The organism is Sphingomonas sp. LY54, assembly GCF_035594035.1.
In the GTDB taxonomy this organism is placed as follows: Bacteria; Pseudomonadota; Alphaproteobacteria; order Sphingomonadales; family Sphingomonadaceae; genus Allosphingosinicella.
In genome coordinates, this window is the sequence record NZ_CP141588.1 from 532,246 (window position 1) to 552,194 (window position 19,949).

A 19,949-nucleotide genomic window follows, 5' to 3' on the forward strand; every position below is an offset into this window, starting at 1 on the left:
AAGCAAGCCGGTGTTAAGCCGGGTGCGGCACAAAGGGCCGGCAGAATGGGAGTTGCCATGTTCGCGTTGAAGAAAGTGTCCAAGTTCCTGGCCGCGTTGGGCGGGCTGTCGGTCGCCGCCTGCGCCACGCCCGAGGGCGCCGCGACCGCCGCGCCCGCGCCCAAGCCGGCTTTGTGGAAGGTCGCGGACGCGGACACGACCATCTATCTGTTCGGCACGATCCACATCCTGCCCAAGGATCTGCAGTGGCGCACGCCCAGGCTGGCCGAGGCGATCGCCGAGAGCGACGAGCTCGTGCTCGAGACCGAAATGGGCACCGATCTCGCCGCGACCGCCAAGGTGATGCGCAAGATGGGCCTCTCCGACGGGCTGCCGCCGCTGATCGAACGCGTTCCCGAGGAGAAGAAGCCGGCGCTCGCCAGCCTGATCAAGTCGACCGGCGTCCCCGCCAAGGCGCTCGACCGGATGGAGACCTGGGCGGCGGCGCTGATGCTGACGGCCGCCTCGTTCCGCAACATGGGCTTTGCCGCCGAGGCGGGCGTCGAGAAGAGCATCGAGGTCGATTACAAGGGCCAGGACAAGAGGATCAGCGGGCTCGAGACCGTCGAGCAGCAGTTCGGCTTCTTCGATTCGCTGTCCGAGGAGGCGCAGCGCGCCTTCCTGGTCGGCGCGATCGAGGATCCGGCCGGCGCGCGTGCGCAGTTCCAGGCTATGCTGAAGGCATGGGCCTCGGGCGACACCGACGCCATCGCCGCCACGTTCGACGCCGAGACCGCTTTCTCGCCCGAACTGCGCGCGGTGCTGATGCAGCGCCGCAACGTGGCCTGGGCGGACTGGATCGCCAAGCGTCTCGACACGCCGGGCACGGTGATGGTCGCGGTCGGCGCGGGCCACCTCGCCGGGCGCGACAGCGTGCAGGCGATGCTGGCGCAGCGCGGGCTGAAGGCGCAGCGCGTGCAGTGACGCGGGCGGGGCGTTCGCCTTGCCTTCGCTGCCCCCCTCCCCTATAGGGCCCGCTTCCCCGTTCATGGTCATCCCTGGAGGCGTGCGCGGCGGAAGTTATATCAATCTGTTTTGAAGGACATGCACATGAGCGAACAGCTTACGCTGTCGGCCGAGACGCGCGATCGGGCAGGCAAGGGAGCCTCCCGTGCCATGCGTCGCGAAGGCCGCGTTCCCGCCGTGATCTACGGCGCCAAGGAAGAGCCCCTCTCGATCCACGTCGAGGAGAAGGTTCTGATGAAGATGCTCAACACCGGGCACTTCATGAACTCGGTCGTGATGATCGACGTCGCCGGCAAGGCCAACCGCACGCTCCCGAAGGACGTGCAGTTCCACCCGGTCACCGATCGTCCGCTGCATGTCGACTTCCTGCGCATCGGCGAGCATTCGACCGTCACGGTCGCCGTGCCGATCCGCTTCGTCAATGAAGAGGGCTCGAAGGGCCTGAAGCGCGGCGGCGTGCTCAACACCGTCCGCCACGATCTCGAGCTGATCTGCGAAGCGTCCGTGATCCCCGACGAGATCGAGATCGACCTCGCCGGCCTCGACATCGGCGATTCGCTGCACATCTCGCAGGTGAAGCTGCCCAAGGGCACCGAATCCGCGATCACCGACCGCGACTTCACCATCGCGACGATCGTCGCTCCGTCCGGCCTGAAGGCCGAGGCCGAGGAAGCCGAGGAGGCTGCGGCCGCGGCCGACGTTCCGACCGTGGGCGAAGAGTCCGCGGGCGAAGAAACCTCGGAAGGCTAAGGGCCTTTTGGCTTTGTTCGGCTGGCTCAGCTCCCTCTTCGTGCCACGGCGCGTGGAGGTGCTGGGCCAGACCGGCGAAGACGTCGGCGACTGGGGTGATTTCGAACCCATGCAGATCTGGGTCGGCCTCGGCAATCCGGGCGCGCAATATGCGATGCACCGCCACAATGTCGGCTTCATGGCGCTCGACGCCATTGCCGAAATCCACAATTTCGACCCGCCCAAGAAAGCGTTCCAGGGTTGGACGCAGCAGGGCCGGATCGGCTCGGAGCGCATCCTGCTCCTGAAGCCCGCCACCTTCATGAACGACAGCGGCCGCGCGATCGGCGAGGCGATGCGCTTCTTCAAGAAGGATATCGACGCCCTTACGGTCTTCCACGACGAGCTCGATCTCGCGCCGTTCAAGGTCAAGGTGAAGACCGGCGGCGGCACCGCCGGCCACAATGGCCTGCGCTCCACCGAGGCCCATATCGGCAACGCCTTCCGCCGCGTGCGGCTGGGCATCGGCCACCCCGGCCACAAGGACCGGGTCACCAAGCACGTCCTCGGCAATTACGCCAAGGCCGAGACCGACGACCTCGCCGCCATGCTCGGCGCGATCGCCGGCGAGGCCGATTGGCTCGCCAAAGGCGACGACGCCCGCTTCATGAGCGAAGTCGCCCGCCGGCTCCAGGACTGACGGTGCGGCTGAACCAGGTCACCGTCGGCACGACCGATTATGACGCGGCGGTCGCCTTCTACACCCGGCTCGGTCTCACCCAGATCGTCCATTCCCCGCCCCGCTATGCGCGGTTTGAGACGCCCGACGGCGAGACTCTCTCGATCCATCTGGTCGACGCGGTGGCGAGCACCACCACCATCTATTTCGAGGTGGACGAAGTCGACGCGTTCGTCGCGAAACTCGGTCTGCCGCTGCTGCACGAACCGATCGACCAGGCTTGGCTGTGGCGCGAGGCGCGGCTGCGAGATCCCTCAGGCAACGTCATCTGCCTCTACCATGCCGGCGACAACCGGCGCTTCCCTCCCTGGCGGGTTAAGATCTAATCCGCCCGGCGCGCGCGGACGATCGGGATCGGCGGCGCCAGCATCTGGCCCTTCATCGCGCCCTCCCCTGCGGTCGGCGAGGTCGGCGCGGCGAGGATGCGGCGCACCAGGTCCATCCCCTCGACCACCCGGCCGAACACGGCGAAGCCCTGATTGTCGCCCGGCTGCTTGGGGTCCGCGTCCATCGAGACGAGATCGCCTACGGTGATGAAGAAATCGGCATTGGCCGAGCCCGGCGCCGCCCGCGCCATCGAGATCGCGCCGTCGACATGGCTGAGCCCGGTCTTCGTGGTCGGCTCGTGCGCGATCGGCGGCAGCACGCGCTTGGGATCGTTGCGCACGCCGCCTTGGATCAGGCCGTAGCCCTGGCCGATCGGCGTGGCGCGGTAGAAGGCGACGCCGTCGAGCCTTTTGCCGTCGACATAGCGCAGGAAGTTGGCGGTCGTGACCGGCGCGCGCTCCTTCTCCAGCGCCAGCACGATCGGCCCCTCGGCCGTCTCGAGGACGACGCGGATCACGGCCGGCTGCGGCGCGGCCGCCGGGGCCGGCTCCTGCGCCTGAGCGGGGACGAGCGGGAGGAGGGCAAGAGCGAGCAGGGCGAATCGGGCGAACATCCGCCAAGGCTAGCGAAGTTTCGCGCCCACACCACCGCATCGCTGGCATTTCGCCGGTCCAGCCGCTAACGGGCGGGCATATTTCATCCTCTCCGGCGTGGGCAGAGGATCAAGGAGACATTATGGGTTTTCGTTGCGGTATCGTCGGCCTTCCCAACGTGGGCAAGTCCACCCTGTTCAACGCGCTGACCGAGACCGCGGCGGCGCAGGCGGCCAATTATCCCTTCTGCACGATCGAGCCCAATGTCGGCCGCGTCGCCGTGCCCGATCCGCGCCTGCACAAGCTCGCCGAGACCGCCAAGTCCGCCAACATCATCGAGACGCAGCTCGAATTCGTCGACATTGCCGGTCTGGTGCGCGGCGCCTCCAAGGGCGAGGGGCTCGGCAACCAGTTCCTCGCCAACATCCGCGAGGTCGACGCGATCGTCCACGTGCTGCGCTGCTTCGAGGAAGGCGACGTCACCCATGTCGAGGGCCGGGTCGATCCGATCGCCGACGCCGAGACCGTCGAGACCGAGCTGATGCTCGCCGACCTCGACAGCCTCGAGAAGCGCGTGCCCGCCCTCGCCAAGAAGGCGCAGCAGGGCGACAAGGAAGCCAAGGTCCAGGCCAGCGTGCTCGGCAAGGCGCTCGAATTGCTGCGCGACTCCAAGCCGGCCCGCCTCACCCAGCCCGCCGACGAGGAAGAGACCCGCGCGCTCGCGCAGGCGCAACTGCTCACCAGCAAGCCGATCCTCTACGTCTGCAACGTCGACGAGGGCGATGCCGCCAACGGCAACGCCCACAGCGCGCGCGTGTTCGAAAAGGCGGCGGCCGAGGGCGCCAAGGCGGTGATCATCTCGGCCGCGATCGAGGCCGAAATCGCGACCATGCCGTCCGAGGAGCGCACCGAATTCCTGAAGGATCTCGGCCTCGAGGAAACCGGCCTCAGCCGCATCATCCGCGCCGGCTACGAGCTGCTCGATCTCATCACCTTCTTCACGGTCGGGCCCAAGGAAGCGCGCGCCTGGACGGTGGAAAAGGGCTCGAAGGCCCCCCAGGCCGCCGGCGCGATCCATTCCGACTTCGAGCGCGGCTTCATCCGTGCCGAGACGATCGCGTTCGACGATTACGTCACTCATGGCGGCGAGAGCGGCGCCCGCGACGCCGGCAAGCTCCGTTCCGAGGGCAAGGACTATGTCACCAAGGACGGCGACGTGATGCTGTTCCGCTTCAACGTCTGATCGTCGGCGGGCGTCGGCGCGCGATCGCAAGCGGGATTCCCGCGTTCGCGGGAATGACGGGATGGTGGGTCGGTGCTAGAACGCCAGGCGTAGCCGATGCCCTGCGCTTCCTCCTTCGTCATTCCCGCGCACGCGGGAATCCCGCTTCCTTCGTGAAAGGCGGCTGGGTCTACATGATGGCCGACCGCTATCGCGGAACCATCTACACCGGCGTCACCGCCGATATCGCCCGTCGCGCATTCCAGCATCGTGAAGGCTCGGGCTCCCATTTCACTCGCAACTACAGTCTCCACCGCCTCGTACACGCCGAATTCTACGAGACGATCGACGAAGCCATCGCCCGCGAGAAAGCCATCAAGAAATGGCGCCGCGCCTGGAAAATCGATCTGATCGAGAAGGCCAATCCCGACTGGAGGGACCTCTTCGACCATGTCCTCATGGTCTGAAGAAGCGGGATTCCCGCTTTCGCGGGAAGGACGGCCCCGGCTTGCGCCACTTCCTTCGTCATTCCCGCGTACGCGGGAATCCCGCTTCTGCGCCGAACGGCGGCCTTAAGGATCGATTTGATCGAACGTGCCGATCTCGACTGGAATGATCGCTCCGACCATGGGATCACGGGCCGAACAGCAGCGGGATTCCCGCCTGCGCGGGAATAACGGAGACGGACGGAATGAAATATCTCGAGGATCTTGAAATCGGCCAGAAAGCCGCGTTCGGGCGCTACGCGGTGACGCGCGAGGAAGTGCTGGAATTCGCGCGCAAATATGATCCGCAGCCCTTCCACCTCTCCGACGAGGCCGCGGCGCAGACCCATTTCGGGCGGGTGGCGGCGAGCGGCTGGCACACCTGCGCGATGACGATGGCGATGCTGGTCGAGCATCTCGGCGCGGACCCGCAGGCGGGCCTCGGCTCGCCCGGCGTCGACGAATTGCGCTGGCTGAAGCCGGTCTATCCGGGCGACACGTTGCGCGCCGAGAGCGAGATCGTCGAGGTCACGCCCTCGCGCAGCAAGCCCGATCTCGGCTCGTTCCGCTCGAACGTCACCGTGTTCAACCAGGACGACCTGCCGGTGCTGCGCTTCACCTCGATCGTGCTGATGCGCCGCCGACCGGCCTGACCCTCAATCGCGGATGTCGCGCCGGTTCTCGCGGCGCAGCGCGCGATTGTCCTGCCTGAATTCCCGACGGAATTCGCGCCGGTCCCCGCGCCGGTCCTGACGGAACTGGTCGCGCGTGACCTCGCCGCGCCGGAGCGCGCCGCGGTCGTCGCGCCGTTCCTGGCGGAAGGCGCGATTGTCCATCCGGCGGTCCTGGCGGAAGGCGCGCCGGTTGTCGCGCAGTTCGCCGCGGTCCTCGCGCCATTCGTTGCGGTCGCGCCGCCATTCGCCGCGGTCGTCACGGTCCCAGCGCCGGTCGCCCCAGCGCCGCCCGTCCCCGCGGCGGTCGCCGCGGAAGCCGTCCCAGCGGTCGCGGAAGTCGCCGCGCCATGCGTGGCGCCGGCCTTCCCAATGGCGGCGGTGATTGTCGTTCCAGCGGTGGCGGGAGCCGAACCGGTCGTAGATGAAGAAGCCCGTGCCCGGATAATAGAAATTGTCGTACCAGCCCCAATAAGGCGAGCCGTAGCCGCCCGCATAATAGGGATCGTAATAGCCGGCGCTGCTGTAGCCGACCGAGAGGCCGCCATAGCCGTAGCCGTCCTCGTAGCAGGCGCTGAGGCCCAACGTTGCGGCGGCGGCGAGAACGATAGTGCGGAGACGGGAAACGATCATGCGAACCTCCCGAACATGCGATGCGACCCGAGAGTCCGCCTCGCGCGGTGAACGACCGATGAATGGTTAACCCGCTGAAAACGAAAGCGCCTCGGCAAAGTTCCTGAGACGTAACGACGCGCATTGGCGGCGCTCAATCGCCCTTGAACGATACCAGGGAATGGACGGGAAAGCCCTCGCCGCGCAGCCGCTCGGCGCCACCCAGATTGGGCAGGTCGATGACGAAGCTGGCGCCGGTCACCGAGGCCCCTGCCCGCCGCAGCAGCCGCGTCGCCGCCAGCGCGCTGCCGCCGGTCGCGATCAGGTCGTCGACCAGCAGCACCTGCGCCCCGGGCGTGCACGCATCGACATGCATGGCGAGACGGTCGCTGCCATATTCGAGCGCATAATCCTCGGCGATGGTCGCGCCGGGCAGCTTGCCGTCCTTGCGGATCAGCAGCAGGCCGGCGCCGAGCCGCTGCGCCAGAGCGGCGCCGATGACGAAGCCGCGCGCCTCGACCCCGGCGACGAGATCGGGCTTGGCCTCGATCCGGGAGGCGAGCCGCTCGATCGCCGCGGCGAAGCCGGCCGGGTCGAGCAGCAACGTGGTGATGTCGCGAAACTGGACGCCCGGCTTGGGGAAATCGGGAATCGTCCGGATCAGCGCCTTGAGGTCGTCATGCTCCTGGATCATGCTTTGCGTCTCCAAGCAAAAGGGGCGCCGCGGATCGTGCCGCGGCGCCCCTTCTATCGTTCAGCCCTGCGGCCGATCCGCGATCAATGCTTCTTGTCGGCCCAGATGTTCCGGTACGACAGATAGGCAAGCGCCGTGGCGAAGATCAGGAAGATCAGCACGGCGAGGCCGGTACGGTGGCGGGCCTCCAGCTTCGGCTCGGCCGTCCAGACGAGGAAGGCGGAGACGTCCTGCGACATCTGGTCGATGCTCGACTTGGTGCCGTCGGCATAGGTGACCTGGCCGTCGGCCGCGATCGGCGGCGGCATCGCGATGTTGAGGTTCGCGAAATAGGGGTTGTAGTGCAGGCCCGTGCCCGGCTGGTTTTCCTTCGGCAGGTCGGCCGGCGGGTTCTGGTAGCCGACCAGCAGCGAGCGGATGTACGGGGCACCGCCCTCGCGCGCCTTGGTGATCAGCGAGAGATCGGGCGGCAGCGCGTTGTTGTTCGCGGCGCGGGCGGCGGTCTCGTTGGAATAGGGCTCCGGGAAGCGGTCCGCCGCGGTCGCCTTGCGGGTAGTCGCCTCGCCGGTGTCCGGATTGATCGAGGGAACCTCGATCGCCCACTGGTTGGCGATCGCCTTCACCTCGGCCTCGTTATAGCCGAGGTCCTCGAGGTTGCGGAACGCCACCTGGTTGAGGCCGTGGCAGGCGGCGCAGACTTCCTTGTAGACTTGGAAGCCGCGCTGCAGCTGCTGGCGGTCGAACTTGCCGAGCGGGCCGTCGCTGGCCAGCCTGAGCGGTTCGGGCTCCTTGTGGAAGCGGTGCTCGACCGTCTCCGTCTTGCCCTCGGCGATGAAGGCGCTCGCACCGGTGATCAGCGAGATCAGCAGGACGAGGATGAAGCCTGCACCTGCGAGCGCGGCAATGAAACGTACCATGACTCGTCTAACCCCTTATTCGGCCGGCGCGACGCGGGCGTCGACACCGATTGGCGCAGCTTCAGCCTTCTCGCCGTGCAGCACGCTTTCCGAGATGGAATTGGGCAGCGGCAGCGGACGCTCGAGCTTGGAGACGAGCGGAAGGATGATGAGGAAGTGCGCGAAATAGTAGATGGTCGCGATCTGCGAGATCATCACATAGGGCTCTTCCGCCGGGGCGCCGCCGCAATAGCCGAGCACCAGCACGTCCGCCACGAGGATCCAGAAGAACATCTTGAACTTCGGGCGGTAGCTGCCCGAGCGGACCGGCGAGCGGTCGAGCCAGGGCAGGAAGAACAGCAGGATGATCGACGCGAACATCGCGATCACGCCCCACAGCTTAGCCGGCAGGATGAAATCGACGGTGAAGGCGCGCAGGATCGCGTAGAACGGCCAGAAATACCATTCGGGGACGATGTGCGCCGGCGTCGAGAGCGGGTTGGCCGGGATGTAGTTGTCGGCATGGCCCAGCGCGTTCGGCAGGAAGAACAGAACGATCGCGAAGGCGATGAGGAACAGGCCCAGTCCGAAGCCGTCCTTGGCGGTGTAATAGGGGTGGAAGGGCACCGTGTCCTGCGGCGACTTGACGTCGACGCCGGTCGGGTTGCCCGAGCCCGGAATGTGCAGCGCCCAGATGTGCAGGATGATGACGCCTGCGATCACGAACGGCAGCAGATAGTGGAGCGAGAAGAAGCGGTTCAGCGCGGCATTGTCCGGGACGTAGCCGCCGAGCAGCCAGGTCTGGATCGGCTCGCCGACCAGCGGGATCGCCGCGAACAGGCCGGTGATGACCTGCGCGCCCCAGTAGCTCATCTGGCCCCAGGGAAGGACGTAGCCCATGAAGGCGGTCGCCATCATCAGCAGGAAGATGACCAGGCCAAGCAGCCACACCATCTCGCGCGGCGCCTTGTAGGAGCCGTAATAGAGACCGCGGAAGATGTGGATGTAGGTGACGATGAAGAAGAAGCTCGCGCCGTTGGCATGGGCATAGCGCAGCAGCCAGCCCTGGTTGACGTTGCGCATGATGTGCTCGACCGAGTCGAACGCGATCGCACCGTTGGCGGCATAATGCATCGCCAGGATGATGCCGGTGATGATCTGGATCGTCAGCGCGACGCCGGCGAGGACGCCGAAATTCCAGAAATGGTTGAGGTTGCGCGGCACCGGATAGCCGGCGCCGACCGCGTTGAACACCAGCCGCGGCAGCGGCAGGCGGTCGTCCACCCAGCGCATGAACGGCGACTTGGGATTATATTGTTCCGCCCAGGGAAAGCTCATCTGTTCTTACCTCAGCCGATGCGGATGACAGTGTCGGACGCGAATTCATATTCGGGCACGACGAGGTTGGTTGGCGCCGGACCCTTACGGATGCGCGCGGCGGTGTCGTAGTGCGAACCGTGGCAGGGGCAGAAATAGCCGCCATATTCGCCGCGATTCTCGCCCTCGGCGGCGCCCAGCGGGACGCAGCCGAGATGGGTGCAGACGCCCATCGTGACCAGCCAGTTCTGCTTGCCTTCCTTGGTGCGCTCGGCGAGCGTCTGGGGATCGCGCAGATCGGCGGCCGGCACCGCGTTGGCGGCGGCGATTTCCTGCGGGGTCAGGTTGCGGACGAAGACCGGCTGCTTGCGCCAGCTGGTCTTGATCGCCTGGCCCGGTTCGATCGCCGAAATGTCGAGCTCGGTCTGGGCCAGCGCGAGCACGTCGGCCGACGGGTTCATCTGGTTCACCAGCGGATAGACCACAGCGACCGCGCCGACGCCGGCGAAGCTCACTGCTGCGATATTGATGAAATCGCGGCGGCGGACGCCCTCGGGCGAGCCGCCAACCGTATCATCGGGATGTTCAACCGTCGCCATTATCACCCTTCAGCGATTCAAACCGGATGTGCAAAAAGCCGCCAGGGCCGGTGGGACCGGGCCGCGGCGACCGACTTACACGCCGCGAAGGGACCCCCTTATGCGGCTTCGGGGGCCTGATAGACGCCTGAACGCCGCTTTGCCAACAGCGATTTTGCCGCCGGTATGACACGCTCCGGCGCTTTCGCTATGCGGAAACCATGCGGATCGCTTTGTATCAACCCGACCAGGCCGGCAATGTCGGCACGATATTGCGGTTAGCCGCATGTTTCGGCACGCCGCTCGACATTGTCGAGCCGTGCGGATTCCCCTATTCGGACCGGGCCTTGAAGCGCGCCGGCATGGACTATGCCGAAATCGCCAACGTCACCCGCCACGCCGACTGGACCGACTTCGCGGCGCGCCTGCCCGGCCGGCTCGTCCTGTTCACCACGCAAGGCGCCGTCCCCCTGCCCCAGGCCCACTTCGAACCCGGCGACACCTTGCTCTTCGGCTCCGAAAGCCACGGCGCCCCGGGCGACGTGCACGCGCGGGCGGACGCGCGGGTCCGCATCCCCCAGGTGGAAGGCACCCGCTCGCTCAACATCGCCGTGGCGGCGGGCATCGGCTTGGCCGAGGCGCTCAGGCAGACGGCGTGGGCGTGAGGGCTGGACACGAGCCAAATCGGGCAATGTGCGACTACCCGCCGGTTTACTAAAAGCTGTGCGTATCCATCCGCCGCGCCAACGTCCGGTTTCGACCCGAAGCAGGCAACCAACCGAACGTGCGTTAGCCGTGGGGCGATCAAGCGGCCAGCACACGGCCCAAGAGAAGAGCACCGATGATTGCGGGGACCACCAGCAAACCTGAGATGGATAAGCCGAATAAGAGAGTAGCTGGATTGATCGCACCGCGCCTTCGGATAGCGCTCAGCAACACTGCACCCGACGGGAGGACCACCGCGGCGGACGTGACCACGCCCGGTGTATAATAACCGAAAAACGACGTTTGAGCGATGTGGCCGAAGCCGTGCAGGAAGAACGCGCCGGTGCAGAGCACGAAGGCCCAAGTAGCGAGCTTCGAGAGATTGGTCTGATTTGCCCAGATAGTGACGCCGACGAATATCGTCAGGATTACTCCCATCGCCGCCAGAGTGCCGAGTGACGAGGAATATACGTCAACAACAAGCTGCGCTGGAATATCCCCAGCACGGCTGCGTAAATCGGCAGCATGTTGTTCGAGCCAGCGCCTGCCTGTGATGAACTCTTCAGCATCGTGTACAACGAAGGCCAGTGGCAACAGCCACAGGGTGCTTAGGGGGCCTCGCCTGGGCCATTCCTGCTCGGGGTTGGGGTTAGCTGGGGGCTGCATCATCCAACCCTTGGTTTCTGACGAAGCCCGATATTACCGCTCTTTGCCGTCCCCCGGCAAACGTCCGCTCTCCACCTTAGCGGACGCCCAACATGAAATCTGGGTCTGGACGACGGAGATGTCCGCATGGGTGGAAAGCGGACCGGCAGCTTTCGGATGCCAGGCGGCACAAGCTGCCATACGGTCAGGAATAGGCCTAACGGCTGCAAACGACCCAAATCGGCCGTAGAAGGTCGTTCGCCCGATGCCCGAAAGCAGCCGATCGTTCATGCCGAGCGCGAATGGCTGCAAACGACCCCATGCGGGCATTGAGAGAGCGGTGTGTCGAGCTTATCGAAGGCGGGTATGTTTACGAACGCCGCGTCGCTCAATATGCAAGATCACGGTGCAGAACGCGTGCCAGGTGCAGTGACCGGCGCCTTAGCAGCACTGCATGCCACTCTAGCCCACCTTCCGGCAGATCACGCTGGCATCCGCATCCGGCGGGTTGCAGGGTTGGCTTACTTGCTCGGCCCGCATGGTCCGATCGGAAAGATTGCCACACGCTCTCTTGGCCTGAGCAGCCGACCGGTGCGCGCTGTCCTGTTCGACAAAACCGAGCGCACCAATTGGTCTCTTGCTTGGCATCAGGATCGAACGATCTGCGTCGAGCAGCGCGTGGAGGTGGACGGCTTCGGGCCGTGGACGATGAAGGACGGGATGCAGCACGTCGCCCCGCCCTTCGATCTTTTATCCCGAATGGTGACGTTGCGCGTTCACTTGGACGACGTTCCGGCCATCAACGCACCCCTGCTGATCGCGCCCGGCTCACACAAGCATGGTCGCGTCGCGGTGGGCGCAATTGATGACGTGGTGCGCCAGTGCGGCACCTATGCCTGCCTAGCAGATGCCGGCGACGTATGGGCGTATTCGACGCCGATCCTCCACGCATCTGAAGCCGCCGCCACACCTGCGCGCCGCCGTGTCTTACATGTCGATTACGCGGCGGAGGAACTGCCGGGCGGATTAGCTTGGCTCGGCGTCTGACGTCCGCTTTCCCACCCTTAGCGGACGCTCGGCGCGGAGTCTGTGCCTAGGCAATGTCGGCAAAGGGGTGGAAAGCGGACGCTAGCGTTGAGCTGCAGAGTCCAGTGCGTCATCGATGAACGTGGACTCGAAGGTGTCGTAACCCACATCTCTGACAGTGTAGGAGAAGGTCCTCGGGTAGAGACGGCGCACGCAATTAACAATCTCCTCGTCAGATGGATGCCACGTTTTCACGTTTTCCCAAATAGTCGACGACGAAGATGGCACCACAATAGCTTCCCAATGCGAGGATTGCTCGTACCAACTTAGTCCTGTTCCGCAGTTGATAACTGCGAAGATTAGTTCCTGCACATTCATCTCCCCTGCTTCACGTCCCTTCACCCTGGTGAAGTTTGGAAGACGATTTGCGTCTTGTGTAAGCGGGAATATCAAGGATCGGTTCGCAGATGCCTTGGCAATCCTGTTTTCGCTTCCGGATCGGGCGGCGCCGAATCTCGTCGGTTCCAGAACTTCCCGATCAGGCGCGTCCGAGCAAGAGGTGACCAGCAGACCTAGAAAAACCAGTTTGCGCCGCTTCAAGTCCTGTATCCTTATTCCTGGGCGGCGAAGAGAGCGCCCACGATGATGGCTCACCAGTATCCTGCCAAGATGGCAACTCAGCTTATGCGCGTCGGGTCGAAGTAATGTCCGCAACGGGTCGTTGCCCGACATGATCCTAGAGCAGCGCAGCTGCATTTTTAAGAAGCACAATGCCGCTGATCAGAGCGTAAAGCGTGGCCAGAGCCCAAAATCCCATCGGATTCCTCGTTCGTGCCGGCCAATCATGGCGCTGGGCATCCGTCCTGTGGCCAAACCTGCGGCAAGCATGATCCCCGCTAGAGCCCCTATTCCGAGCTGCAATAAATCCACTCGGGATCGGTCGCACGTCCGATGAATGTCCGCATTGGGTCGTGAGCCGACATAGAGCCGGCGGAACCGCGAACGTCCGCTTTTCCGTCACTTCGTCCGAAAGCCGCCGGTCCGCTAACCACCCATTGCAGACATTCACCTACCGGTCCGGCCTGAACAATTCCGTCATCACCCAGACCATGGCGTCGGCGCGGTCGGGGCTGCGGCCGGGGCCTTAGGTGCCGGCTGCCTGCACCGTTTCTCCTCCCAACGCTCATCGGCCGCGCGCACTTCCCTGCCAAAAGCATGGCCCTTGGGAATCGGTTCGCGGGAGGCTCACGTGCCAGGCCTTGTCATCACGCTTATCGCCTATGTCGCAATGTGCTGCTTTGCGGTCCTCGCGCCTGCCTATCTCCTCGCGCGCATGGGCTTCGCAAGGACGTCCCTCGCGGTAGCATTAGCCACCGCCGCCGCGCTGACGATCGACCATTTGTACAATTGGGAAGGGCTTTCCTACCCGCACGTCTTGCTGGGCGGGGTGACCGATTTCTTTCCGCTCACGATATTGTTCGCCCTGGGCGCCATCGCGATCGGCTTCTCGGCCTGCCTGGAGCGGCTCTGACCAACTGTCCCTTGCGGCAGACGGAGCGTGACCGAAGCAACCTCAAGGCGCTGGCGCGGAGCTCCGGGTACAGTCTCGGCGGACGCGGTGGACGAAGGGTTGGGCGCGTCGCCTGCCCTCCACCAATAAAGCACGGCCGCACCGAGCATTAAGAGGAAGATCAGCAGCAACACGACGCTGCGGCGCGCGGACGGCTTCCAAGGTGGTCGCATGCGGCTTGCCCAGTCTTTGCGGATAAACGAACCGGGCCGGACCGGGTTGCCATTCGCACCCGTCAGCGATCGTAAATCCGCCTTCGACTCAGGTCGGGCGTAAGGGGCTGTCCGGCCCGGCGCTCGCCCCAAGAAACGGCGAACTCTTTTGTAACCACCCTTCCTCCACACTGCATTATGCAGCGGCCTCCTTACGATAGCTCTCGATGGACGGGAGACTTGGACCAATCCCCCGACGACCGTACAGGCTGGACGGCCAGGATCGGCCAACCATTTGTTCCGCCGCACCTGCAGCGTGCCGAAGTCCGGCCAGCCTATGGGGCGAACCAGCTGCGCGCCATGCATCATGCGGCGCTGTTGATGCTTTCGCCGATCCTCATTTGGCTGGGCGGGGTCCTGACGGAGGCCTTGACGTCCGATTTTCTGGTCGACGCGCCGCCCGTGGCCGATCTTTGGCCGTTCCCGCTTCTTGCCGGCCTCGCGCTCTGGTTTACAGCCGGGAAAGGGGTTGCGCCAAACCTCTGTCGCTGGCTGGGCCTCGTCGGTTGGATCGCGACCGGAGTGGTCGCCCTCCTCTATCCCGCAGCAAGCTTCTATGCGCGGGCTCATGCCGCTCCAGGGCCGGAGCTCAGGAGCCAGATCTCGAAATTTGAGACGCGGGGGGGCAGGTTCAAGACAACGATGACGACATTCGCTCTTCAGGATGGCTCCTCTGTCGAGACCAAAGCTTACCCTGCAGGCGAATATGGGAGCATGGGGCGGTGTCTCGCGGTGCGGAGGCTCGCCGGGCCATTCGGGTTCATCTGGCTGCAGGTCACCGAAGCCGCGCCTTTGCCGCCGGCGCCTGGCCCGGGACAACTGGCTTGGCCGGTGGAGCCGGTAAGTCGGGTCGATTGCTTCTCGCACAAGCCCCTTTCGGAGCTGCGCGCGACGACTTAGCGGTCCCTGAGCGCAAACGTGCGCTAACCACCCTTGCCGGCGTCCACCTGCGTCCGGTCACCGACTAAGCGATATCTCCGGCGCGACCGCACCTGCCTCCCCTGTCTCGAATGGAGGGGCTGGGGGGTGGTCCCGTCGAGGCGCTCGGCGGCCTTTGAGCAGGATGGCCCTTATCCGCCGGCGCCGTCCGCGTCGTCATTCTCTTTACGGTGGCGGCGAAGCATCTCGTCCGATTGGCCGACCAGCCGCTCCGTCTCGGCTATGCTCTTCCGCAAATTTGCTTGGCTCGCCTCGACCTCGGCTGTCTGTCGGTCACGGCGCCTAGCTCGATCTTCAGGTGTCGGCATGAGTTGCCAACGCCCATCACTCAAGTTGGCTCCGCGTGACCGGGCAGAAGCTCGCTCAGGTGATGGAGCCGATCTTCTGGCCCGCGTGGTAAACGTCGCAGATGGGACAATCTTCGTCGCTCGCGGCGACTTCCATGGCGACCTTCTCGCTTTGAGCTAGAATGTCCCTCTTCTTAAGCACGACGCCGCCGGGCTTGGCGACTTTGTTAATGCGATAGTGTTTCATGGAACCCCTCCCAAACCGGCGGATATTATCAATGGCGGAGCCCGGGGCCGTCAAGGCAGTTGGCGAGGGCGTCGAACGTCTGCCTTCCACCCGTCGCAGACATTCACCTGCGAACAGCTACAGCATCCGCACCCGCACCTCGCGCTCCGGCTTGAACAATTCCGTCATCGCCCAGACCATGGCGTCGGCGCGGTCGGGGCTGCGGCCGGGACCTTCGTAGCCGGCATAGGTGAGGCCGCAAAGCTGGTCCTCCAGCTCGGGAAAGAAGCCGGCGAGCTTCGCCCGGCCGGTCTCGAAAAGGAGCGCGATCGGCTCGGCGCGGGCCTCCTTGCTCAGGGTCGCGGCGACCAGCCGCACCGGCAGGCCGACGCTCGCCGCGCGCAGCACGCTCGCGACCATGTCGCCGCCCTGGTTCTTCTCGGCGACGACCAATTGCGCGTCCCACGCCTGCGCCGCGGCGGCGACGCGGCGCGCCCAGCCTTCGGGCCGCGCGCCGGCGATCGTGCAATCGGCGAGGACGTAGCCGACGCCGTCGCCCCCCATGCCGCAGACGATGATGCCGCAGCTGTCGCCATGGGCGGAAGCGGGCGGATCAACGCCGACGACCACGCGAAGCAAGGGAGGAAGGTTCGCGCAGAGGCGCAAAGGCGCAGAGGGATCGTTCCCGTCGCCCAGATCGGACGAAGCCGAGGGCTCCGCGTCGAAGGGATCGAGGGCCGCTTCGCGGCGGTGGGCGCCTGCGGCCTCTCCGCGTCTCTGCGTCTCTGCGCGAACCCCTGCCCGCGCCTGCTCCAGCATTTGCCGGGTCCAGAGCGCGCCTTGCACGTCCTCGAGCAGCACGCCGTCCAGCTCCTGCCGGCCGAGCCGCGTGCCGGCATAAAGCGCGGTGACGGCGTCGCGGAAGTCGGCGGGGAGGTGCGGATTTTCGGCGGTGCCGCCGCCGGTCTGCGCGGTGTGCGGCAATGCGAGGATGCGCGTCAGCAGCGGCCCCGGCCGCGGGGTGGTGGTGAGGACCGTGCGCGGCTGCGGCCCGAGGCGCAGGCCGAGCATGAGGTTGTCCCACGTCGCCTCGGCGTGGCGCCATTTGGCGAGCTCGTCGACCCAGGCGAAATGATGCTGCGGCCCGCGCAGCTGGTCCGGACGCTCGGCCGAATAGACGAAGCCCTGCGCGCCGCCTGGAAAGCGCAAGACGCCGCGGCTCGGCGTCCAGCGCGGCGCCTCGCCGCTGCGCGCGCAGGCGATGAGGCCGCTTTCCCCCTCTACCATCACCCGCGCCGCTTCCTCGCGCGTCGCCGCCACCAGCGCGATCCGCGCCCCCTCGCCGCCGACGCGCGCCCGCGCCCAGATCCATTCGGCGCCGGCCCTGGTCTTGCCGAAGCCGCGCCCGGCGACGATCGCCCACACGCGCCAGGGCAGCCCGTTCTGCGCCGCGCGCGGCTCGTGCTGGCCACCATGGACGCCCCACCACCATTCCTCGGCGATCGCGGCGACCGCCGCCTGCGGCAGCGCGGCCAGCGCGACCCGGCGCCGCTCGGGCGAGAGCGCGGCCAGCATCCGCAAGGCGGCGACGGCCTCGCTGCGCTTCACGGCGCCCCCTCCCCTTCGCCCGCTTCACCGTCATAGCGGGCGGCGACGCCGGACGGCAGCGGCGGGACCGCCATGCCGAGCGCGGCGAGCCGCCGATTGAGCAAGGCGATGGCGCCCTCGAAGCTCCACGGCTCCTGCCGCCCGTCGGGCGCGGCGTGGCGCTCGGGCCGCCGCGGCTTGCGGTCCCAGCGCGCGAGCAATTTCAGCACGCGCTCGAACTCGGCGGCCATCTCCGCGGGGAGGAGCGGCGCGGCCCCCGGCTGCGCCCCCGGTTCAGAGCGCTCGACCGCGGCGCGCAGCGCCTGCTGCGCCGCCAGCCGCTGGCGCAGCGCCTCCGCCTCGAGCCGCGCATAAGCCTGGTCGAGCGCCGCCTGGAATTCCTCGGCGAAGGCCGGGTTGCTGCGCCGCTGGTTGTAAACGGTGGTCTCGCACACGCCCGCTGCTGCCGCCGCCGCCAGCGTATCCGCGCTCCACGCGAAATGGGCGAGGAAGCACTGCTGCCGCTTCGCGCCGAACCGCACGTGCCGCATCTTGCGCACCTGCAGCCCGCGCAAATTGTTGGCGGCGATCCGCTCCTCGCCGGCCGGGCCGACGCTGCCCCGCCCGGCGCCTCCCCGCTCCGCCGCCGCCGAGGCAGCATGCGCCGCCCGCCACCCGGCGTCGAACAGGGGATCGCGCTTGCGCGCGCGCTGCAGCGCTTGCGGCGTCACGCCGATCGCCGCCGCCAGATCCGCCACCCGCGCTCCGGCAAGCAGTCCGTCGAGGCAAGCCGCCTTCGCCGCGGCATCGATCCGCACCCGCCGCCCGCTCGACTCAGTCCTCCCGCCCATCGGCGAGTTTAAAACATAAAAGGAACGAATAGGAAAGTTTTTAACCGTATCGGTTACTCTTAAGCTATCCCGGCTTGCCGTGATACCGGCGATGGAGCGCGTGGATTTCGTCTGCCAATTCCGGCACCGGCCCTTCGGCCGCCACGCCGGGCGCGATCTCCCGGATCGATAGCGGGCGGACCGGAGCGGCGGGAGCGCCGAGCTCTTCAAGCCATGCCGTCAATTGGGCGGCGGAGGTCGCGAAGACGATCCGTCCCAGGCCCACCCAGCCGTGCGCGGCCGCGCACATCGGGCAATGTTCGCCGGAAGTGTAAACCGTCGCTTTCGCCCGCCCTTCCGGGCTCATGTTGCCAGCCGCCCATCGCGCCAGCGCGAATTCGGGATGGCGCGTCGCGTCCCCCTCGCCGATGCGATTGCGCTCCTCGGCCAGAACCTGGCCGTCGCCACCGACCAGGACGGAGCCAAAGGGTTGGTCGCCCGCCGCCAGCGCCTCGGCCGCCAGGTCGACGCAGCGGCGCAGGTGCCGCAACGGATCATCGTGCATCGCTTCATCCTCCTCGGCCGATGCCTGGGCCGCTATCCGCCCGCCTGTTCCCAGCCCCAACGAACGGAGCGAGCCGCGGCTGCCATCCTTGTCGCAGAAGAACCAGACGCCTGTCCCCTGATCCATCAGGGGCCGATGGTTCGGAATAGGTTGAAATAGCTCGTCACTGCGATGATCCAGCCGATCGCCAGCGATTGGAACCAGATGGCCTGCACGCGAATGGCGAGCGCAGCGAGAATGGCGCTGACGATCGGCAGCATCGAGCGCCAGTCTCCCCAGGCGCCCCAGTCGCCAGAAACGCCGGAATCTTTAATCATCAGGGCGACGTTGAGCCCCAGGCTCAGCGTTATCAAACTCCACCGATGGCGCATCGACGCGATGTAGAAGGCGCGGAGATCGATCCCTTCGGCCGGAACGTCGTCCGGCAGGGCCGAAGCCACCATCAAGAAGCTGATCGCGAGAAAGACGAAGTCGAGGAGAAAGGCGGCGACCGTCAGCGTCTCCGTCCGCGGATAGCCGAACTGCCACCACCAGAACACGATCAGCGCGTAGAGCATCATCGCCGCATAGGCGATCGTCAGCCAGTCCCATTTCACCCTTGCCCCTGCTCGCAGGAGTTTGTGCAGGCTGGTCAGCAGATCGCCGACACCAAGACCGATAACGACGCCGACAAAGGCGAGCACGAATTCGTTTAGCGACATTCCATCCCCCCTTCCCCAGCCATCCCATGGCGATGCCGCATCTGCAAGCGCAGCGCCTGCCGTTCGTTTTCAGGTCATCGGGGAGACGGAATGGTGGTTGCAGTCGCGTGTGCCTCCAATAGGGAGACGGAGAGCACCGATCGTGCTGGCGTTCGCAGTCGCCCGCTATCTTGGCTTGATGCTAGGAACGCCCGCTTTCGACCCATTGCAGACGTTCGATGTTGCTTTTGGCGGTATAGCTTTTGCACCGACAAGCTATGATGGAGCTCATGCGCATCTGGCAAACCATCGGCAGCGTCACGGCCTCTTTAGTCTTGGTAACGTGCGTTGCATGCGGCTCACGACAGGCTGGCTGGGGTTTTCAGGAAAGGGGCAACAGCGCGCTGGTTTTCGGCGAGCAGGAGACTGACAACATCGGGTACGCCCTCGCCTGTTTGGACGATAGGCTGGAGCTTAGCCTATGGTCATCGTCCTCAGGACAGCCGTTGGGCACCCACCTTGCCGAGCCGCTACTGCTACACGTGGCCGATCGCACGTTCCGGGCCACAGCGACCGGCGAGGTAACGGAGGTTGGAGACGAAATTGTCTTCACCGCCTTGTTCGTCGACGCGGCGAGCGTCCTCCGCGCCCTTTCCAAGGGGCGGCGGCTCACGACGCAAGTCGGCAGAGAATTCGGCAGCGCTCCGACACCCTCACGGGAACAATTGATGCGTTTGGCGCGAAGCTGCGGCGCCGCGCTTTAAGTCCGCATGCCACCCATTGCAGACATTCGGAGGGCGTGGAATGCT

General features: G+C 65.8%; 25 protein-coding genes. 12 read left to right on the forward strand and 13 right to left on the reverse strand.

What is annotated here, in order from left to right; all coding sequences use genetic code 11:
- The first annotated feature begins 57 nt into the window (after positions 1-57).
- From SH591_RS02670 to SH591_RS02685, 4 genes are all read left to right on the forward strand, one after another.
- Entirely contained in the window at positions 58-963 is a 906-nt protein-coding gene (locus SH591_RS02670) for a TraB/GumN family protein (RefSeq protein ID WP_416385224.1), read from the forward strand.
- A 126-nt stretch (positions 964-1,089) separates the two neighbouring features.
- Positions 1,090-1,755, forward strand: coding sequence for a 50S ribosomal protein L25/general stress protein Ctc (locus SH591_RS02675; protein ID WP_322830681.1), 666 nt, complete (start codon positions 1,090-1,092; stop codon positions 1,753-1,755).
- A 109-nt stretch (positions 1,756-1,864) separates the two neighbouring features.
- A complete protein-coding gene (gene pth / locus SH591_RS02680; RefSeq protein WP_322830895.1) occupies positions 1,865-2,434 on the forward strand; it encodes an aminoacyl-tRNA hydrolase in 570 nt (189 codons plus the stop codon).
- Positions 2,435-2,436: 2 nt separating this feature from the next.
- Positions 2,437-2,799 (forward strand): VOC family protein, encoded by a 363-nt coding sequence (locus tag SH591_RS02685; RefSeq protein ID WP_324750406.1) that lies wholly within the window; start codon positions 2,437-2,439, stop codon positions 2,797-2,799.
- Here SH591_RS02685 and SH591_RS02690 read toward each other — a convergent pair.
- Positions 2,796-3,413, reverse strand: a complete 618-nt coding sequence (locus SH591_RS02690; protein WP_324750407.1) for a peptidylprolyl isomerase — start codon at positions 3,411-3,413, stop codon at positions 2,796-2,798. The genes SH591_RS02685 and SH591_RS02690 overlap by 4 nt on opposite strands.
- Positions 3,414-3,535: 122 nt before the next feature.
- On the opposite strand from SH591_RS02690, the gene ychF reads away from it, so the two are divergent.
- The 3 genes from ychF to SH591_RS02705 all read left to right on the forward strand — a co-directional run bounded on the left by ychF (position 3,536) and on the right by SH591_RS02705 (position 5,753).
- On the forward strand, positions 3,536-4,636 hold the full coding sequence (gene ychF / locus SH591_RS02695; RefSeq protein ID WP_324750408.1) for a redox-regulated ATPase YchF: 1,101 nt from the start codon (positions 3,536-3,538) through the stop codon (positions 4,634-4,636).
- Positions 4,637-4,809: 173 nt separating this feature from the next.
- On the forward strand, positions 4,810-5,082 hold the full coding sequence (locus SH591_RS02700) for a GIY-YIG nuclease family protein (RefSeq protein ID WP_416385225.1): 273 nt from the start codon (positions 4,810-4,812) through the stop codon (positions 5,080-5,082).
- A 224-nt stretch (positions 5,083-5,306) separates the two neighbouring features.
- A complete protein-coding gene (locus SH591_RS02705) occupies positions 5,307-5,753 on the forward strand; it encodes a MaoC family dehydratase (protein WP_324750410.1) in 447 nt (148 codons plus the stop codon).
- 3 nt (positions 5,754-5,756) lie between these two features.
- Here the strand turns inward: SH591_RS02705 and SH591_RS02710 are convergent, their stop codons facing one another.
- The 5 genes from SH591_RS02710 to petA form a co-directional block, all read right to left on the reverse strand.
- Positions 5,757-6,404 (reverse strand): hypothetical protein, encoded by a 648-nt coding sequence (locus SH591_RS02710; RefSeq protein WP_324750411.1) that lies wholly within the window; start codon positions 6,402-6,404, stop codon positions 5,757-5,759.
- A 133-nt stretch (positions 6,405-6,537) separates the two neighbouring features.
- Positions 6,538-7,077, reverse strand: coding sequence for an adenine phosphoribosyltransferase (locus SH591_RS02715; RefSeq protein ID WP_324750412.1), 540 nt, complete (start codon positions 7,075-7,077; stop codon positions 6,538-6,540).
- A gap of 83 nt (positions 7,078-7,160) precedes the next feature.
- On the reverse strand, positions 7,161-7,994 hold the full coding sequence (locus tag SH591_RS02720) for a cytochrome c1 (protein ID WP_324750413.1): 834 nt from the start codon (positions 7,992-7,994) through the stop codon (positions 7,161-7,163).
- 15 nt (positions 7,995-8,009) lie between these two features.
- Positions 8,010-9,311, reverse strand: a complete 1,302-nt coding sequence (locus tag SH591_RS02725) for a cytochrome b (protein ID WP_322830689.1) — start codon at positions 9,309-9,311, stop codon at positions 8,010-8,012.
- An 11-nt stretch (positions 9,312-9,322) separates the two neighbouring features.
- Complete coding sequence (gene petA / locus SH591_RS02730; RefSeq protein ID WP_322830690.1) at positions 9,323-9,889, reverse strand: ubiquinol-cytochrome c reductase iron-sulfur subunit; 567 nt, start codon at positions 9,887-9,889, stop codon at positions 9,323-9,325.
- Between the two features lie 200 nt (positions 9,890-10,089).
- On the opposite strand from petA, the gene SH591_RS02735 reads away from it, so the two are divergent.
- Positions 10,090-10,533, forward strand: coding sequence for a tRNA (cytidine(34)-2'-O)-methyltransferase (locus SH591_RS02735; protein ID WP_324750414.1), 444 nt, complete (start codon positions 10,090-10,092; stop codon positions 10,531-10,533).
- A 139-nt stretch (positions 10,534-10,672) separates the two neighbouring features.
- Here the strand turns inward: SH591_RS02735 and SH591_RS02740 are convergent, their stop codons facing one another.
- Entirely contained in the window at positions 10,673-11,167 is a 495-nt protein-coding gene (locus SH591_RS02740) for an HXXEE domain-containing protein (protein ID WP_324750415.1), read from the reverse strand.
- 417 nt (positions 11,168-11,584) lie between these two features.
- Between SH591_RS02740 and SH591_RS02745 the strand changes: the two genes are divergently transcribed.
- The gene (locus SH591_RS02745) at positions 11,585-12,265 is read left to right on the forward strand and encodes a phytanoyl-CoA dioxygenase family protein (RefSeq protein WP_324750416.1); all 681 of its coding nucleotides are present in this window, start codon (positions 11,585-11,587) and stop codon (positions 12,263-12,265) included.
- An 81-nt stretch (positions 12,266-12,346) separates the two neighbouring features.
- On the opposite strand, the gene SH591_RS02750 is transcribed toward SH591_RS02745, so the two are convergent.
- Positions 12,347-12,844 (reverse strand): hypothetical protein, encoded by a 498-nt coding sequence (locus tag SH591_RS02750; protein ID WP_324750417.1) that lies wholly within the window; start codon positions 12,842-12,844, stop codon positions 12,347-12,349.
- Between the two features lie 649 nt (positions 12,845-13,493).
- On the opposite strand from SH591_RS02750, the gene SH591_RS02755 reads away from it, so the two are divergent.
- Both SH591_RS02755 and SH591_RS02760 read left to right on the forward strand, forming a co-directional pair.
- Positions 13,494-13,775, forward strand: a complete 282-nt coding sequence (locus SH591_RS02755) for a hypothetical protein (protein WP_324750418.1) — start codon at positions 13,494-13,496, stop codon at positions 13,773-13,775.
- A 431-nt stretch (positions 13,776-14,206) separates the two neighbouring features.
- Entirely contained in the window at positions 14,207-14,926 is a 720-nt protein-coding gene (locus SH591_RS02760; RefSeq protein WP_324750419.1) for a hypothetical protein, read from the forward strand.
- Positions 14,927-15,328: 402 nt separating this feature from the next.
- Here SH591_RS02760 and SH591_RS02765 read toward each other — a convergent pair whose 3' ends face one another.
- From SH591_RS02765 to SH591_RS02785, 5 genes are all read right to left on the reverse strand, one after another.
- Entirely contained in the window at positions 15,329-15,499 is a 171-nt protein-coding gene (locus SH591_RS02765) for a hypothetical protein (RefSeq protein WP_322830696.1), read from the reverse strand.
- 117 nt (positions 15,500-15,616) lie between these two features.
- On the reverse strand, positions 15,617-17,086 hold the full coding sequence (locus tag SH591_RS02770) for a terminase large subunit domain-containing protein (RefSeq protein WP_324750420.1): 1,470 nt from the start codon (positions 17,084-17,086) through the stop codon (positions 15,617-15,619).
- On the reverse strand, positions 17,083-17,916 hold the full coding sequence (locus SH591_RS02775; protein ID WP_324750421.1) for a hypothetical protein: 834 nt from the start codon (positions 17,914-17,916) through the stop codon (positions 17,083-17,085). Before SH591_RS02775 ends, SH591_RS02770 begins: the two co-directional genes overlap by 4 nt.
- A gap of 64 nt (positions 17,917-17,980) precedes the next feature.
- Entirely contained in the window at positions 17,981-18,460 is a 480-nt protein-coding gene (locus tag SH591_RS02780; protein WP_324750422.1) for a nucleoside deaminase, read from the reverse strand.
- Between the two features lie 125 nt (positions 18,461-18,585).
- Positions 18,586-19,143: a hypothetical protein gene (locus tag SH591_RS02785; protein WP_324750423.1), complete on the reverse strand. Its 558-nt coding sequence runs from the start codon at positions 19,141-19,143 to the stop codon at positions 18,586-18,588.
- Between the two features lie 275 nt (positions 19,144-19,418).
- Between SH591_RS02785 and SH591_RS02790 the strand changes: the two genes are divergently transcribed.
- Positions 19,419-19,904 (forward strand): hypothetical protein, encoded by a 486-nt coding sequence (locus SH591_RS02790; RefSeq protein WP_324750424.1) that lies wholly within the window; start codon positions 19,419-19,421, stop codon positions 19,902-19,904.
- Positions 19,905-19,949: the final 45 nt, after the last annotated feature.

Coding starts and splice junctions, on each gene's coding strand:
- SH591_RS02670 (WP_416385224.1), top strand. CDS start 58: ATGTTCGCGTTGAAGAAAGTGTCCAAGTTCCTGGCCGCGTTGGGCGGG.
- SH591_RS02675 (WP_322830681.1), top strand. CDS start 1,090: ATGAGCGAACAGCTTACGCTGTCGGCCGAGACGCGCGATCGGGCAGGC.
- pth (WP_322830895.1), top strand. CDS start 1,865: ATGCAGATCTGGGTCGGCCTCGGCAATCCGGGCGCGCAATATGCGATG.
- SH591_RS02690 (WP_324750407.1), bottom strand. CDS start 3,413: ATGTTCGCCCGATTCGCCCTGCTCGCTCTTGCCCTCCTCCCGCTCGTC.
- ychF (WP_324750408.1), top strand. CDS start 3,536: ATGGGTTTTCGTTGCGGTATCGTCGGCCTTCCCAACGTGGGCAAGTCC.
- SH591_RS02700 (WP_416385225.1), top strand. CDS start 4,810: ATGATGGCCGACCGCTATCGCGGAACCATCTACACCGGCGTCACCGCC.
- SH591_RS02705 (WP_324750410.1), top strand. CDS start 5,307: ATGAAATATCTCGAGGATCTTGAAATCGGCCAGAAAGCCGCGTTCGGG.
- SH591_RS02710 (WP_324750411.1), bottom strand. CDS start 6,404: ATGATCGTTTCCCGTCTCCGCACTATCGTTCTCGCCGCCGCCGCAACG.
- SH591_RS02715 (WP_324750412.1), bottom strand. CDS start 7,077: ATGATCCAGGAGCATGACGACCTCAAGGCGCTGATCCGGACGATTCCC.
- SH591_RS02720 (WP_324750413.1), bottom strand. CDS start 7,994: ATGGTACGTTTCATTGCCGCGCTCGCAGGTGCAGGCTTCATCCTCGTC.
- SH591_RS02725 (WP_322830689.1), bottom strand. CDS start 9,311: ATGAGCTTTCCCTGGGCGGAACAATATAATCCCAAGTCGCCGTTCATG.
- petA (WP_322830690.1), bottom strand. CDS start 9,889: ATGGCGACGGTTGAACATCCCGATGATACGGTTGGCGGCTCGCCCGAG.
- SH591_RS02735 (WP_324750414.1), top strand. CDS start 10,090: ATGCGGATCGCTTTGTATCAACCCGACCAGGCCGGCAATGTCGGCACG.
- SH591_RS02745 (WP_324750416.1), top strand. CDS start 11,585: ATGTTTACGAACGCCGCGTCGCTCAATATGCAAGATCACGGTGCAGAA.
- SH591_RS02765 (WP_322830696.1), bottom strand. CDS start 15,499: ATGAAACACTATCGCATTAACAAAGTCGCCAAGCCCGGCGGCGTCGTG.
- SH591_RS02775 (WP_324750421.1), bottom strand. CDS start 17,916: ATGGGCGGGAGGACTGAGTCGAGCGGGCGGCGGGTGCGGATCGATGCC.
- SH591_RS02780 (WP_324750422.1), bottom strand. CDS start 18,460: ATGCACGATGATCCGTTGCGGCACCTGCGCCGCTGCGTCGACCTGGCG.
- SH591_RS02790 (WP_324750424.1), top strand. CDS start 19,419: ATGATGGAGCTCATGCGCATCTGGCAAACCATCGGCAGCGTCACGGCC.